The organism is Pseudideonella sakaiensis (assembly GCF_048320135.1).
In the GTDB taxonomy this organism is placed as follows: Bacteria; Pseudomonadota; Gammaproteobacteria; order Burkholderiales; family Burkholderiaceae_C; genus Ideonella_A; species Ideonella_A sakaiensis_A.
Genome location: NZ_CP182947.1, coordinates 4508285 through 4523869, shown reverse-complemented (window position 1 = coordinate 4523869; position 15585 = coordinate 4508285). Strand labels below are relative to the sequence as shown.

Genomic DNA, 15585 nt, shown 5'->3' with positions numbered 1-15585 from the left:
CTACGGCGGCAACACGCGGGCGAGGTTGATGCCGCGGCCACGTGTCGTCAGATTGATTTCGGAGGACAGGCGAGCCACTTCGAAACTGTTCGCCTGCCCCAGCTTGCGGTCGAGTTCGAACAGCCGGTTGTTGCCGGCCAGCTTGGTCGCCAGTGCCGGGTCGTCGCGCAGCTCCGGCCGCGCCTCGACCAGTCGCGCCAGGCCTTCGCCGACGCCCGGCGCGCTGACCTTTTCGGCGATCTCGGCCACATCGGCGCTGCTGATCGCGCTGCCCTTTTCCTCGAGCGCGCTGAGCGTCGCTTCGGCAAGCAGCGGCGACGCCATCTTCGGCGACGCCAGCAACTTGCTCAGCTCGGCGCGCGACGCGACATTGGCATGGCCAAGCACCTTGTCGAGGCGCTCGCGCGATGCTTCGCTGAAGCGGCTGCGCACGACGTCTTCCAGATCGCCGTCGTCGCCGGCGACCACCGCGACCACGCTGCCTTCGATCTCGGGGCGCAGCGACAGGTTGCGCCGCCGCGTATACCAGAGCAGCGCCTGCGCCGACAGCAGCTCGGCCCACACCGCATCGACCGGATCGACCGTTGGCGCAGGCGTCGGAACCGGCAGCTTCAGGCGGCTGCTGGCGAGCAGGCGGATCGTCTCGAGCGGCAGCCGCTTCGCGGACAGGCGCAGCGCCGGCGCCGCGATGCTGCGCTGCAGTTGCTGGCGCAGCCGCGCGGCCTGGCGAGCCAGCGCTTCGCGCGGCACCGGCACCAGGATCGCGACAGCGGTCGATTCCTGCTGCGCCGGGCTCAACGACAGGTCGATAGCCGGCAACAGCAGCGACTCCTCGACCAGCGCCGGAATCTCGTCCTCGGGAACCAGCATCAATTCGGCATCGACGCCGGGCGGAAACCAGCTCTGGCTGAAATCCTGCGGGTTCAGCGCGGCAGCGGGCATCGCCCCGGCCGCCGGCAGCGCGCTGAAATGTTGCGACGCATTCGGTCGGCCGGTGCCGGCGCGCGCCATCACATCGGCCAGCTGCTGCATGTATTGCGCGAGGTGGGCCTCGCGCTGCAGCCTGGGCGCAAAACCGAAGCCGAGCACGTCGCTGTGCGCCTGGCCGGCGGCGCGGCGAACCAGAAACATGTCGACCCAGCGGATGTTGTCGCCGGCGATCGCGACGATGGCCAGCGGCAGCATCTCGGCCGGCAGATCGGGTAGCGACTGGGTGACGAAAGCGTCGCGCGCCAGGCTGCCGCGCTGGCCGTCCAGCGATTCGGGCGGCGCGGCGACCCAGTGTGTCAGCGTCAATGCGCTGGCCTCGACGATGTCGCCCTCTTCGACCTGGCGCGGCCCGTCGAGGCTGGTCGGGTAGGCGGCGACCGGGTTGGCGCTGAACTCCAGCGCACGCAGGCCGAGCACGAAGATGCCGGTGCGGTTGCGCAGCGGCGGGCCCGGCCGGCGCAGCGTGCCGAGCTGCGCCGCCAATGTCTGCAACCGGAACAGCTGCGGCAGCGAGACCCGCACGGTGCGCGACAGCGAGACCAGCTCACCGGCGCTGGTATAGCCGAAACCGGCATCGACCTCGAGGTCGCTGGCGACCGTGCCGGCACGCACCTGCAGGCCTTCGACGACGCCGCTGCCGAGCGCGCGTGCAAAGCCGGACTGGCGCGCGAGGAAATAGGCCTGGTCTCGCGTCAGGTCGCGCGCGGCGAGAAACTTGCCGTCGAAATAACGCGGCCGCACACGGTGCGACTCCTCGACCAGCAGGTTGGCCTGGCGCAGTTGCAGCGCGTTTTCCAGGCTGATGAAGGTGCGGTTGGAGGTGATGTTCATTCGCTGCTCCAGCGATGGGGCGTCATGCCGCAAAGACCGCGGCCAGCATGTCGTTCGGCACGACGAAGGCGCGCGATTCGTTGTCGATGTGGTCGTTGTCGAAACTGTCGAGGTCGAATACCGGGCGGCCGTCGGCATCGGGTGCGCCGGCCGGCAGGCGCAGACGGGCCAGGAAAACCGCCGCCGCATCGACACCGACGGCATGTTCCTGCAGCGGCGCCAGCGATTCGCCGTTCGGCCGCGCCAGCGCATCGTCCCAGCCGTCTAGCAGCGCGGCGCGCACCGCATTGGGCCGATCGGCGGGCGCCATCGCGCGCAGCGCGGCAAAACGCTGGCGCGGCAGGTGGTTGGTCGCTGCGGGATCGTCCTTGGCCTCGGGCCGCAGTACCAGCTCGAAGACGAAGGCGTCACGAACCCGTGACGGCACCAGCGCATCGGTGGCGTCGTAGGCGCCGTGCGCAAACGCCGGCGTTGCGCCGCGGCCGCGGCTGACAAAACGCAGGTACAGGTCGGCGACGACACCCGCGGGCCCGAGTGCGGCGCGCAACGCGTCGCTGCTCTTCGAAGCGACCCACGGCGCCAGGCGCAGGCACCAGGGGCGTGGCACTTCGATCAGGCGGCCGAACCGGTCGACCGCCAGGCCGCCACCGACCTGCAGTTCGAGCCCGGGCGCCGGCCGCGCCGCGACCACCTTCAGACCGACCAGCGTGCCGGATCCGCCGAGGTAGCCGAGCGCGCGCGCGAGGCGGCTGCGGTGATAGGTCTGTTCGTCGACGAAATCGTCCCGATCCAGCAGCACGCCGGTGTCGTAGTAGAGCCGGTCGGGTCGCAATGCGGCGGGCAAGACGTCGACGGCGGCGAGGTCGTTGTCATTCAGGGCCATGTTTTTTTCCTTTGCGCGTTGCCGCGCTGCGCGGCCGAAGCGGTGTCGGGCCGGGCGCCGGCGGGCGCAGCGGGCCGCTGATCGGCGGCCTGATGACCGGATCGACGATCACCGGCCGGATCGGCGTCACCGGCGGACGCACCGGATCGACGACGACCGCACGGCGCACGGTGACGGTGAAGAAGTCGGGCTCGCTGGCGTTGCCGCTGTCGTCGACCACCACCAGAGAAAAACGGTGCAGCCCCGGCGCGAGGCGGTTCTCCACCAGCAGCGTCGGCTCGCGCTGCTCGATCGTCCGGTTGATGACAAGGACCGGCATCGCGCTGGCTCATCCCCGCTGGTCGGGGCCGAGGTAGGTGAAGCGGTAACTCTTGATCGTGCCGCCGATGTCGAAGGACTTCTCACCATTGAGCTGGAACTCCTTGCCGACGTCGGCGATCTGTGGCCCGTTCAGCACCGCGGTCGGGCGCTCGCGGTCGGCGACGATCACCACCACCTGGTCGGGCGCCGAGACGTTGCCCGAATCGTCGGTCACTTCCAGCTGGTACAGATGCCGGCCGCGCGCCAGCGGCTGGTCGGGATCGACCTCGACGACGATCACCGCCTGGTCGGTTTCGAAGGGAACGTTGATCTCTAGCTTGGCCATCTCTCTCTCCTCGGTGATGTTTCAGGGCAGGTCAGTTCTTGCGGGTGAAACGCCAGCGGACGATCTGCCCGCCGGACGGCGGTACCGAATGGCGGCCATCGAGCGTCAGCGGCTGGTTGGCCTCGACCAGGCCAGGTGCTTCGAGCACCGCGGTCGGCTCGCCGAAGCTGTCGGACGGCACGCCGTCCTCCAGCCGCCAGTCGAAGGCGCCACCGCCGCGGATGTGATCGCCACGGCCGATGTCGCTGACGTCGATGCGCGCCGTCGCCGGCTGCAGCGGGTCGCGCAGATAGCTGTCGACGCCGACCAGGCTGGCGACGCCGACGAGGAAGGGCTCTCGCGCGGCGATCACCTTGATCAGCACATGCGCCGGCGCCATTTCGCTGGCGATATTCGCGACCAGCGCACGCAGGTCGTCGTCGAGGTCCTCGTGCACCAGCACGGTCGCGCGGTGGGCGGTGCGTTGGTAGACGCTGGCGACGGTCTCGGCTTCGGCTTCCGATTCGATCGCGTCGCCGAACAACGCCAGGAATTCGCGCCGCGCTTGCGCGTCGTCCGCGTCGCCGAGGATCAGCGTGTCGCCGACGAATGAATTGCCCGACACCACCAGCCCCGGCAGCAGCGAATCGTCGTCGCCGCGGTTCAGGTCGATGCCGAGCAGCGTCGCCATCGTGCGGCGCAGCCGGAAGTCCTCGATCACGATCACCCGGCCGCGACTCACCTGGCCGCCGGAGGCGATGTCGAGCGCCAGTTGCAGGCCGTGCAGCGTGCCGCGGTGCCGGCGCAGCGCAACCGCATTGACGAGCCAGTCGCGGCGCCGTTTGGCGTCGAGACGGGCCGGGAAGGATTCACCGGTCCAGCCGGCCAGCCAGGGCAGGGTCTGCGGCGGCGTACTCGACGGATCACACAACACGCGTGTTTCGGCGATACCGTCCTCCCAGGGCGTCAGCAGGCCTTCGAAAAGCTGGCTGAAACGCTCGAGGTAGTCGTGCGGCGTCGCCTCACCGTCGACGTCGCGGTCGAAGACCTCCTCGTCGCGGTACAGCTCGGGCAGGTAGCGACGCACATACGAAAAACGTTCGCCCCACAGGCGCAGCGCGGCGACCTCGGGCGTCGAGCGGCCGTTGCCGAACAGCGTGATGCGTTGCCACAGATGGCGGCCGCGCAGCGCGCGCAGGCGCCGCCCGGCGCGCTGCACCAGCACATTGAACAGGCCGACGCGGCCGGCTTGCGGCGGACAGTCGAGCAGGCCGGCGCGGTGCGGCAGCTCGCTGCCTTCGCTCTGCCAGACACCGTGCGGCGTGCCCGCAGGCAGCGCTGGCGCGGCGCCGAGGTCGCCGAACCAGTGTGGCCACCAAACATCGTCGGCGGGTACGAGGTTCTCGTCGGACGCGGCAAGTTCGACCAGCACCCCGCAGCCGGCCGGAATGATCGCCTCCAGATACAGGCGGTGCCAGTTCAGGTCGAGCTGCCCGCTGTCGATGGCTCGGCCGGCGGCGCTGCCCTCGGCGACAAAACCACGCCAGGCCAGCGGCACCAGTTCGCGGCTGAAACGCTGCGTCGTATCGGGCCCGCCGAGTGCCGGCTCGACCGGCTGCGCCAGCGGCAGATGCGGCGGCCAGCTTTGCGCTGCGACGAAGGGCCCGGCCGCGGCGTCGGCGCTCGGATAACGCCGACCGACCGGCTGCAGCGGCATGTCCGCTGCCAGTCCCGGCGGCACAACATAAGCCAGCGCCTCGTCGAGATCGGCGATGCGCAAGGCGACCTCGCTGTCGTCGAGCCAGGCGATCGCATGGGCGTAGGCCGCACCGGCCAGCACCAGACGTTGCGGCGCAGCGCCGTCCGCACCGGACGCGAGCAGCACCAGCTCGCCATCGGCGCCCCAGCAGGCCACCGCCAGGCGGCCGGCGGGGCTGGCAGCCATTGCCACCGGCCGCAGCTCGGCCGGCAGTGCGACAGGCAGCAGCTCGATATGCGGCGCATCGGGGTTCTCTGGACTGGGGCGGAAGGTGCCGGGGTCGTAGACGACGCCGGCGCGGTCCGGCCAGGGGGTGCCGGCGATGCGCGCCAGCCGGCGCCGATTCCGGTCGAGTGCCCAGCGCCCGCCGACCGCATCGCAGGCCAGCGCATGCGGCGTGAACGGCGTCGTGCCACCGAGCAGCGGCGGCGTCAGCCGCAGCGGCGCAAAACGGTCGCGCAGGTCGACCATCTCGATGCGGTCGGCAAAGGCCAGCAGCAGCACATCGTCGTGGTCCAGCGCCAGCGCCAGCGGCGTGCTGCCGGCGGTGGTTGCGTATCGCGGCACCTCGCCTTCGAAGGCACCGAAGCCCATCAAAGTCTGGCTGGGCACGTCCCAGCGCGCCAGCGTGCCGAAACGGTCGCGCAGCAAAGGCAGGCGCGCGAGCTCGGTTTCGGCCAGCAGTTCGCGCGCCGGTCCGTCGCGCAGCGCCGGTGCGGCACGTTCGGCACGCAGCGCAAGCAACGGCCGCGGTGCGGCATCGTGCGCGCCCGCGACGGTGTTGCTCGACAAGGCAACGGCCGTGCCGTCGAGTTCCAGCCAGTCGGCGGGCTGCGACCACATCCAGAAGCGTTGGCCGTTGGCGTCCATGTCAGCACAAGTCCGTGATCACCGGCACCGCGACACGCGTGCCAGCTTCGCCGCCGCCGCCGATGTCGGCGTCGATGCGTTCGGGTGCGGCATTGCCGACCGCCACCACCACCTGCATCAGTTCGGGCAGTTGCCAGCCGGCCAGCGCCAGCTGCTGCGCGCCGTTGCCGTTGCGGCCGACCAGCGCCCAGCCATTGCCCTCGCGCACGAACAGGTTGACGCCGGCGACGCTGGCGATACCGGCGACGCGCGCCGCCTCGACCTCGAGTTCGCGGTCGGCCACGCTGCGACCGAGCGCCCAGCCGACGCCGTCGAAGCCACCCGGCGCCAGCGGCCACAGCAGCCGGCGCAGCGCGGCGCGAACCGCCGCCAACGTGGCATCGCGCTGCGCATCGTCGCGCAGGCTGACGCCGACCGATACCGCAATCGGCACATATTCGCAGCCGATCACATACAACTCGGTGGCCAGCGGCCGGCGCGAATCGAGCTGCGCAAACACCGCCTCGATCAACGGCTGGTCGGCACGCGGATTCGGCGCGGTGCCGACGCCGCCACCGATGGTGCCGGGCAGCGCCAACACGGTGACGACGCCGGGCACGCCGAAGGCGCGCGAGCGTGGCACGAAGCGCGGCAACACCTCGACCCGGGCGATGTCGACGCCGGGGGTCTGCAAGGCGAGCACGCGGTAGTCGTCGGCGGTGACAGCGCGCTCGCGATGGCGCAGCACACCGGGGATGCGGGCTTCGGCGGCCTCGACCGTTTCGGCGTCCTCGCCGCCGACCGTCGTGCTCGGCTGCAGCACTTTCAGATTCGACACCGGGCTGCGGTCGGCAACGCGCCAGCCGGTGATCTCCTTCAGCGTCAGCGGCGCCAGGTTGCCGGCGCGGCCACCGCCGGCGCGCGCCGAAACGATCTTCACCCGCGACCCGGCAGCCGGCACGCGGCCGCGAACGCCGTCACCGAGGCGTACTTCGCCCGATTGCGGATCGAGTTCGTAGGCCCGCGCATTGCGCGCGACGTCGGGCCGGTGCGACAGCAGCGCGAGGTCGTCGACGCGCGTCCAGGCGTCGTAGTCGGCGCCGGGTTCGGCCACCGCCAGCTGCAGGCTGGCCGGATCGATGTTGCGCAGCGGCAGCACGATGCGCTCGTCGGCGATGCCCCGTGTCTGCGCGACCACCAGCGATTCGCTGCGCGTGCCCTGCTCGACCTGCACCGCATGCAGGCCGATCCAGGCGAGCCGCAGCTGCATCGTCGACGGCGCGGCACGCAGCCGCAGCCAGGCGACGAGGCGTTGTGCGCGCTCGGGATCGTCGAGGCGCGGCGGCTCGTCGTCGACGCCCGACAGCGCGTCGATGCCGCGTACCGAATCACCGACGCCGATCAGGTCGGCACCGGGCGGCACCAGCCGGAAAACGCCGGCACGCCGCAAGCCATCGCTGCTGCCCGACGCGACATCGAGCGTGTGGTAGTCGGTCGCGCGTGCACCACCGACGCTGATTTCCCACTGCGCATCGATCTGCTCGCGCGCGCCGACGGCGCGCTGCTCGTCGGGAACCACCAGCGCAGGCAGCACGCCGACATTGAGCAGCCGCGGCGCGCCCGAAGCGTCGCGTGCCAGCTGTTCGCGCGCACGGTCGCGCAGCGCGACCGGATCTTCTCCGCGCGCCGGCTTCGGCGCGAGCAAGGCCATCCACACGCAGCGATCGACCGTATCGGCGACGACATCGATGCCCTGCGGCACCGCCAGCCCGTTGGCGAACAGCGGCGTCGTTTCGTAGGTATCGAGCGATCGCCCGCCGTAGAGCTGGCCGAGCTGGGCGATCGTTTCGGTCAGTTCCGGATTCGTCTCGGCGCTGACGCGCCGCTTGATATAGGCCTCGCCGGTCACCGGTGCTATCGACACCTCCTGCAGCGTCTCGAAGGGCACCGGCCGTTCGATGCGTGCCCGCGCGCGCAGGTCGACCGCGTCGCGGCCTTCGTCGGGCAGTCGCAGCGCGACCAGGCCGCGTGCGGGACGCGCCGGCTTCAGCCCGAGACCGAGCAGGTTCAGGAAGACTCGGCGCTGGCGCTCGGGCACCTGGTTCGCGCGGTACAGCAGCGTATCGCCGAGGAAGGCGAACAATTCGACCAGCGTGCGCCCTGGGTCGCCGACGCGCGGGTTGGTCCATTCCGGCGTGTGCGACGGGATCCGTGCCAGCAGCTCCGCCACCAGGTCGTCGAAGCGCCGGTCGTCGAGTTGGGGCACGGGCAAGGGCACGTCAGCCTCCCAGGTTCATCGCCAGCGACAGCTGTTGCGGTGCGCCACTGCGGCGCAGGCGGTAGTGCAGTTCGACACGCACCGCGGCGGCATCGGCATCGTCTTCGCGCACCTCGACGCGATCGAGTACGACACGCGTCTCGTCGCGTGCGACGGCGGCTTCGATGCGTGCCTTGATGCGTGCGCGCACCGCCAGCGTGTTCGGCTCATGCAGGAAGTCCTGCAGACCGGCGCCGTAGTCGGCGTGCATCAGCAGTTCGCCCGGCCGCACCGACAGCAGCTTGCGCAGCCCTTCGGCGACGCTGCGTTCGAGCGATGGCCAGTTCCATTGGCCATCGGCGTCGGGCACACCGAGCAGCGGCCAGCCGATCGGCGGTGCGAGTGCAGGATCGCGGGTGGTCATGATCGTGCCCCACCCCCGCCACGGCAGCCGGCATGAATGTGGCTACGCGTTGTCATGGCTTCTTCGTCGGTATCGGCAGACAGATCTTCACGAACGGCAGCCAGCGCAGAAAGATGTTCAGCAGCGACAGCACGATGTTCAGCAGGATGAAGGCGCAGATCGTGATGATCGGGATGCTGAACGAGCACAACCAGCCGATGCCGAACTCGCTGCCCTTCTTGCCTTTGCCGGCCAGCAGATCGGCCGGGTCGTTGTTCATCAGCAGGTTCTGCAGCGACGGCGGCAGATCGAAGGCGACATTCGGTTTCATCGCGCGCAGCGATTCCTTGTCGAACGGCGGCAATGCGATGCGGGCCTGCGGCGCACCGGTCGATGCAAACCAGGGTGCGATGCGGTACAGCGGCGTCATCTCGCTCCACACCAGCAGCGGCGGACAGCCGTCGCCCTGCTTGACGCGAACAAAGGCGCGGATCGCATACAGCGCGCCGTCGTCGTCGAAGCGGCTCTCGAGCGTGCGCGCCTCGACGCTGCGCAGCGACAGCAGGTCGAGCGCGGCGTCGACGAAGCGTTGCGTCCAGCCAGAGGGCAGCGGGCCGAACAGCTCGGGCAGACGAACCGCCGGTGCCGTCTCGTCGCCGAACAGCCGCGCGCAGGCGACGATGAAGCTCGAGGTGTCGATGCGCTCGAACAAGGGCTGGCGGGGAGGCGGCACCGGCGAGCGGCGACGATGCAGCGGCACTTCGTCGAGCAGCCGGCGCAGCGGCTCGGCACGTGCGCTGTCGATCTCGAACTCCAGTGCCAGCTGGCGGATGAAGGCGGTGAACTGCGCGCGCTGCAGGTCGTTGCCACCGTTGCCGACATCGGTCGCGGCATCGAGCATCACGTCGCCGTCACCATCGATCCAGCTGCTGTCGAACAAGCTGTTCGGGTTCGGCAGCGTGCGGGTGATGCCGGCACTGCGCAGATAAGGCGACAGGTGGGCAACAAAATTGTCGCGTGCCTCGCCCGGCGCCCGTGCACCCGAATAGTCGACCGCGGTCGTGGCGGCCTTGCGCTGCGCCTCGCCGGCCGGCACCAGGCCATACAGCAGCGTGCGCCTGGCGTGGTCGTTGACGTCGGGTGCGAGCGGATACAGCCGGTTGATGACCTCACCGGGGCTGGACGACTGGCGCGCGGCCAGTTGCGCATCGACCACGGCATTGCCGGTGCGCGGCAGCGGCCGGCGTGCCGGGTCGGGGTCGGCATCGAAGCCGCGTTGGTCGCGCAGCGGCGCCCAGCCGAGCGGTTCGCCATCGGATTCCTGCCAGGCCTGCCAGTGCGCCGGCGATGCCAGTTGCTCGGCGCCTGGCATCGTCTTGCCGGCGTCGGGGCCGATCCAGCGGCGAACGACGAAGCCGGCCGATTCGATCCTGCGCGGATCGAGCCGCGGGCTGCCGAAGATATCGCAGTGGGTGTCGAGCAGCAGCAGGTTGAAGCGGCGGTGGATCGGCTGGAACAGCGCCCGCGGCGCGCCCTGCTGCGCCAGTGTCGGCAGCGGCGGCGTCGCCGGCCAGCCGAAGCGCGGCCACGGGCTGCGCTTGATCGCCTGGCCGAGTACAGCAACAAAATCCTCGGCCTCGATGTCGGGCAGCAGCGCCGGCGCACCGGTGCGCCCCGAAGCAGCACCACGCAGCCGGACCGGATGCGGATGTCGGGTTTCGGTGACGGCGGCCATCGCGGCTTACCAGATGTTGCCAGCGCCCGGCGTATACGACGCCGAGACCACCGAGTTGCTGATCAGCGTGTCGCACTGCACGACGCCGGAAAATTTCGACATGCCGGCGTTCACCGTGACCATGCCGGCACTGACCTCGACCGTCGCCGCCTCGACCTTGACCTTGGCCGCCGCGGTGATGGTGACGCCGGCACTTTCGAGCGTGATGCTGTTGCCGTTGCTGTCGACCAGCTCGCAACTACCGGGGCCATCGCGCAGCGTCAGCGTCTGGCCGCCCGGCGTCTCCAGGATCAGCTTTTCCTGGCCGTCCTCGTCGTCGAGCGTGACCTTGACGCCGTTGCGCGAGCGCAAGACCTTCAGGTTGTTGTTGCCGCTGCCGTCCATGGCTTCCGGCGGCGTCGCGCTGCCGTTCCACAAGCCACCGAGCACGATCGGGAAACGTGCATCGCCCTGCACGAATGCGACCACCACCAGGTCATCGACATCGGGCACCCAGTAGCTGCCCCGGTTGTCGCCGGCACCGGCGCTGACGAGCTGTGCCCACAACGGCATGTCCTGGTCGTCGACGCCGCTTGCGCCATGCAGTCGCACCTGTACCCGCGCCAGGCCCTCCGGATCGACGATGTCGGCGACCCGGGCCAGGAAGACGCCGCCCGCCCAGGCCGGGCCCAGCGCCGGCGGGGTGCCGGTGGGCAGCAGGGTTTGCGGATCGGCGCGGTCCATCGTGTCTCCTTCAGGGCGCGGCCAGCCAGGCCGACTGGGCAACGAAGTCGGTCTGGTAGCCGCTGATGAGGTCGTAGCGGTGCGTCGCCTCGACCACCGCATAGCTGTTGTCGAAGCGACGGGCGATGCCGTCGATGTTCAGCGTCGTGCCGACGCGCAGCGATGCATTGCCTTCGGTGCTGCCGTGCAGGCGGACGAAGCGGCGCGCGCGCTGGTCGAAGGCGGCGTCGGCGAGTGCGCGCGCCTCGGTCTCGTTGGCGCAGGCCAGCGGCGTCAGGTGTTCGCTGCGCGATCGCAGACCAGCCAGCAGGTCGGCGCCGCTGCTGCCGCTGCCAGGGCCGGCGGCGCTGCCGGTGCTTTCGACCGTGAAGGCGGTGCCGGCGGCGAGGTCGAAGCCGCTGGCGGTGACCGCGGTCGCCTGCCCGGCGAGGTCGGCGATCACGCGCACCTGCTGCAGCTGGCTGTACAGCGACAGGTTCAGACTGCCGCGGTCGCGGTCGGAGATGCGGCGAACCTGCAGCTGTTCGTCGCTGATCTGCAGGTCGCAGTCGAGCCGCGACAGCAGCCGGCGCAGAAAGGCCAGGTCGCTTTCGTTGAACTGCGCCCAGGTTCCGACGGCGCCTCCCAGGTCGCCGGTATCCGCCTGCAGCCCGAGCCGCTCGGCGATCGTATTCACGACGTCGGTAGGCGACTGGTCGACATAAACTGCGCTGCGCCTAGCCAGCCGCGCGGCGAACAGCTTGTCTTCGGCGAGGAAGACGATTTCCGGCGGTGTGCCGGTCGACGCGTGCGCCTCGATCGCGTGCACTTCGCCGTCGAAGACCGCGCGCGGCGAACTGGTCTCGCCGAAATACAGCTTCAGCCGGGTGCCCAGTTCGATCTCGCCGCCGGCATCGAACAGATGGCCGATCGAGCCCTGGTTGACGCCCCAGTCGGACAAGGTCAGAACCAGGCTGCTCAGACCACCTTCGGCCTCGCGAACGACACAGCTGCGCACCATCTCGGCCACCGCATCGCTGCGCGTGCCGTCGATCAGCAGCGTCGGGCGGGCGCTGTAGGCGGCGCGTTGCGCAACCGGGGTTTCGGGCGTCGCTACCGGCATCTGGATGGCCTCAATCCGCCTGCAGGCGCTGCTGACGTTCGAGCGCGATTCGCAACTGCTCCTGCAGCTTGCGCGCGAGTTCGACCGACCAGCTCGGGCCCGTCGCTGAAGAGGTGTTGCGCGGCGGGTTGGCCGGCGTCGACTCGGCGCTCGGAACGGCAATCTCGACTTGTTCGATGACAACGGGCATGGTGTTTCCTCTACAGGTCGAATTTCAGTCGTGACGACAAGGGCCGGCCCTGGCCGACATCGCTGCGCAGCCCGGCGCTGCCGGCCGGCAGCGCGCGGCCGTCGATGCCGAAGCCGGCACCGGCGTCGGTGGCCAGCTGCCGCGCCGGTGGCGCTTTCGCGAGGCGGCGTGCATCGAAACGCAAGGCTGGCGCGCTGCTCCTCGATGGCGACGAGGCGCCCGTGCCGATCGTGAGACCTGCACCGGCACCGGCCGCGGCTCCTGCGCCCGCGCCCGCGCCGATCGTCAGCCCGGCGCCGGCGCCTGCGCCGATACCGGCACTGGCGCCGAACCCTGCCGCGGCTCCAGCGCCGATGCCGACGTCGAGCCCTACGCCGCCACCGATGCCGAGACCGACACCGGCCGACAAGCCTGCGCCGGCACCAAAACCGGCGCCGGCCGAGCCGCCGGCGAACGACACCGCCTCGCGCAGTTGCACGCCGGCCTGCACCGACAGGCTGGCGCCGGCCGAAAAGCGCAGGCTGGCCTCGCCATTGGCGCCGGCGATCGCACGTGCGGCGCGCAGGTCGCCGCCGGCCAGCGCGACCCCGGCCGCTCCGCCGACGCCGCCAGCCAGCTCGGACGGCACCTCGAATGCGCTGGTGCTCGCGGCGCCGTTCGGATTGGCGCGTTCCAGCGCGGTGAACTCGCCGGCTTGTTCCTTCAGGCTGATCGCCACCTGCGCGCGCAGCGGCACGCCGTCGGCGGAGAAGAAATCGAGCGTCTCGCGATACGACTCGGCGATGCCGGCGAAGGTGAAGGTGCCCCACTGGAAGGTCACCAGCGGCGGCACGAAGGCGGCACCGGCGTCGCCGGACGAGCTGCTGCCGCCACCAGAACTCTCGGCATCCTGCGGCGCGCGCACCGCGGCACGCAACGGCCGCGTCCTGCTGCGAACATCCTCGCCGACCGCACTGGTGTCGAACAACAGCTCCAGCCCCATCTTCGCGCTCGATTGCGTCGACACCTGGTTCGTGCCGCCGGCCTCGCCCTGCTGGTTGATGCTGTTGGTGATCTCGACCTGCAGAGACACCGGGTTGAACTGCACCGGTATCGTTTCGCCGTTGATCACGACTTCGGCCTTGGCGAGTTGCAATTCACTCATGTCGAGTGCTCCAGGCCTTCATGCACGATGTGCAGCTCCTCGACACCGACATCGCCGGCGCGTGCATTCAGATCGGCGCACTTGAACTTGACCGGCAGCGCGCGGCGCAGTGTCCACGCCATCATCGGCTCGCCGGCGGTGTCGAAGATCTGGATCTGCGCCCGCAGCCGCGCGGCATAGCTGCCGCTGCCCATCAGCTCGAACCACCACCAAAGGTCGCGGGCGCGGGTGATGCCGCGCTTGAAGACCACCGTCGAAAAACTGACGACGCCGGGCCGCTGGTGGGCACCCCAGTTGAGCCCGCCTTCGCGGATCGCGCGCGGCTCCATCGTCGCCTCGAGTCCGCTGACTTCGGCGAAGGCGCCTTTGCACAAGGCCACTTCCTCGGACTCGTTGCCGCCATCGACCGGGTCGCGCGAGAACGCGACGTGGAAATTGAACAAGGCCTGCGGCGCATGCGTCGCCGTGTCCGGGCGGCCAATCATGTCTGCCCCTCGTCCGATGGGTACATCGGCCGATCCCCCGAGGGGATGCGGTCCGGCTTGGGAGCGGCCCGGCGCTCGGCCCGCTTCATGGCGTCACCTCGTCGAGTTCTGCGGCATCGGCGAGCGACACGCTGCCATCCTCGGCCAGCGCCAGCGTGACGCGCAGCCTTTCGATCGACAACTGCGGCGTGAAGCTGACGAGCACGATCACGCGGCCGTTGTCGAGGTCGTTCTGGCTCATCACGCTGCGGTCGCAACGCACGCTGAAGGCCTCCGCTGCGCTGGCGCCGCGCAGCGCGCCGGCCTGCCAGTAGCGCGTCAGCATGTCCTCGAAGCGGCTGCGCACGCGTGTCCACAGCGCCTCGCCGGACGGCTCGAAGACCAGCGTCTCGCCGACCTGCCGCGCGGTGCGCAGCAACTGGCCGAGCAGGCGGACGACGCCGGCGTGGCGCCATGCGTCGATCGCGCTGCAGCTCAGGTCCGACAGCAGCCGCACACCGTCGTGCGTCGGCGCGAACAGCGAAAAACGCGATACCAGCGCACGGGCTTCGCGCTGCGGGTTCGGCGTGCGCAGTTCCTCGTCGGCGGGTTGCGGAAAAACCGCTGACACACCGGTCGGCGCGGCACCGGCCACGGTGCGCGCAGCGCCGCGCGACAACACGCCGGCGGCCACCAGTCCGGCCAGCACACCGTCGGCGGGCAGCAAGCCTTCGGGCGTTCGCGCGGCGTGGGTGGGCCGCAGCCACGGCGTCGCCAGCTGGACCATGCTGGATCGCAGCGTGACCGTGTCGGCCAGTCGCCGGGCGGCGCTCGAATCGACAGCCGGCAGCGGCGTGGCCAGCAGCAGCATCAGGTCGCGCCGGCGCTGCGCCAGCCGGTCGCGCAGCGCACGCACCGTCGCATTCCACTCGCCGTAGCCGACGTCGCCCGAGCGCGGCGCCCGGATGCGTTGCACGCCACCGACCGCATCGGCGCCGAGCAGGGTGTCGGCACATTCGACGAAGACTTCCGGCACCGGTGGCGACTGCGCCTCGTCGCCCTCGATGATGGTGCGCTGGTCACCGAACAGCTCGGGCAGATCGGGCACCAGCACCAGGCTCACGTCGTCGAGTGCCCAGGCGGTCTCGATGCCGCGCCACGATTCGCGCTGCCACGACGAGCTGCCGGCCGGCGGCAGCAGCTGCGCCAGACGCGCTTCGCGCTCGCTGCCGCTGACCTGCGGCGTCACCGGCCACGGATCACCGAGCCGCAAGACATAAGCCTTGCGCCCGCCGTTGGCGAAGAAGGCGCGCAATGCCAGCCCCAGGTAATCGTCGCAACGCTCGCCGGCGCTGCCGCCGACCGGCCGTGCGTGCCAGTCGAACAAGGTCTCGAACACCGCCCAGCTGTCGATCGGCAGCGGCAGGTTGAGCAAGGCATCGTCCTGCCAGGCGTCGGTCGCGAAAGCGTCCTGCGCCAGATGGCGGCGCGCGTGCAGCCACTCGGCGACCGGGCGCGGCAGCTTCGCACTCGCGCGGCGCGTGGTCCAGCCGACAAACAGCGCGATGTCGGCACGCGCCGGGTGCGCGGCCTCGACGGCGGCGGCGGATTCGAAGCTGAGCCCGAACAT

At 70.3% G+C, this 15585-nt stretch carries 14 protein-coding genes; all 14 read right to left on the bottom strand.

The genetic code is table 11. The annotated features are described in order from the left end of the window. Nucleotides 1-1821 (bottom strand): hypothetical protein, encoded by a 1821-nt coding sequence (locus ACNH6H_RS20755; RefSeq protein ID WP_418320184.1) that lies wholly within the window; start codon nt 1819-1821, stop codon nt 1-3. Between the two features lie 22 nt (nt 1822-1843). Beyond that, nucleotides 1844-2704 (bottom strand): hypothetical protein, encoded by an 861-nt coding sequence (locus ACNH6H_RS20750; protein WP_418320183.1) that lies wholly within the window; start codon nt 2702-2704, stop codon nt 1844-1846. Further along, nucleotides 2691-3023, bottom strand: a complete 333-nt coding sequence (locus ACNH6H_RS20745; protein ID WP_418320182.1) for a hypothetical protein — start codon at nt 3021-3023, stop codon at nt 2691-2693. The genes ACNH6H_RS20750 and ACNH6H_RS20745 overlap by 14 nt, the downstream gene beginning before the upstream one ends. Nucleotides 3024-3032: 9 nt before the next feature. After that, nucleotides 3033-3350: a hypothetical protein gene (locus ACNH6H_RS20740; protein WP_418320181.1), complete on the bottom strand. Its 318-nt coding sequence runs from the start codon at nt 3348-3350 to the stop codon at nt 3033-3035. A gap of 31 nt (nt 3351-3381) precedes the next feature. Next, on the bottom strand, nt 3382-5958 hold the full coding sequence (locus ACNH6H_RS20735) for a phage tail protein (protein ID WP_418320180.1): 2577 nt from the start codon (nt 5956-5958) through the stop codon (nt 3382-3384). Nucleotide 5959: 1 nt separating this feature from the next. Beyond that, nucleotides 5960-8215 carry a baseplate J/gp47 family protein gene (locus tag ACNH6H_RS20730; RefSeq protein ID WP_418320179.1) on the bottom strand — a complete coding sequence of 752 codons (2256 nt, stop codon included), beginning with the start codon at nt 8213-8215 and terminating at the stop codon, nt 5960-5962. A gap of 1 nt (nt 8216) precedes the next feature. Then, nucleotides 8217-8618 (bottom strand): GPW/gp25 family protein, encoded by a 402-nt coding sequence (locus ACNH6H_RS20725; RefSeq protein WP_418320178.1) that lies wholly within the window; start codon nt 8616-8618, stop codon nt 8217-8219. A gap of 52 nt (nt 8619-8670) precedes the next feature. Then, entirely contained in the window at nt 8671-10332 is a 1662-nt protein-coding gene (locus ACNH6H_RS20720; protein ID WP_418320177.1) for a hypothetical protein, read from the bottom strand. Between the two features lie 6 nt (nt 10333-10338). Next, nucleotides 10339-11055 carry a phage baseplate assembly protein V gene (locus ACNH6H_RS20715; RefSeq protein WP_418320176.1) on the bottom strand — a complete coding sequence of 239 codons (717 nt, stop codon included), beginning with the start codon at nt 11053-11055 and terminating at the stop codon, nt 10339-10341. A 10-nt stretch (nt 11056-11065) separates the two neighbouring features. Beyond that, entirely contained in the window at nt 11066-12157 is a 1092-nt protein-coding gene (locus ACNH6H_RS20710) for a phage late control D family protein (protein ID WP_418320175.1), read from the bottom strand. Between the two features lie 10 nt (nt 12158-12167). Further along, nucleotides 12168-12347, bottom strand: coding sequence for a hypothetical protein (locus ACNH6H_RS20705; protein ID WP_418320174.1), 180 nt, complete (start codon nt 12345-12347; stop codon nt 12168-12170). Between the two features lie 10 nt (nt 12348-12357). Beyond that, complete coding sequence (locus ACNH6H_RS20700) at nt 12358-13491, bottom strand: hypothetical protein (protein ID WP_418320173.1); 1134 nt, start codon at nt 13489-13491, stop codon at nt 12358-12360. Next, nucleotides 13488-13976, bottom strand: a complete 489-nt coding sequence (locus ACNH6H_RS20695) for a phage tail protein (RefSeq protein WP_418320172.1) — start codon at nt 13974-13976, stop codon at nt 13488-13490. The genes ACNH6H_RS20700 and ACNH6H_RS20695 overlap by 4 nt, the downstream gene beginning before the upstream one ends. An 85-nt stretch (nt 13977-14061) precedes the next feature. Next, nucleotides 14062-15585 (bottom strand): phage tail sheath C-terminal domain-containing protein, encoded by a 1524-nt coding sequence (locus tag ACNH6H_RS20690; RefSeq protein ID WP_418320171.1) that lies wholly within the window; start codon nt 15583-15585, stop codon nt 14062-14064.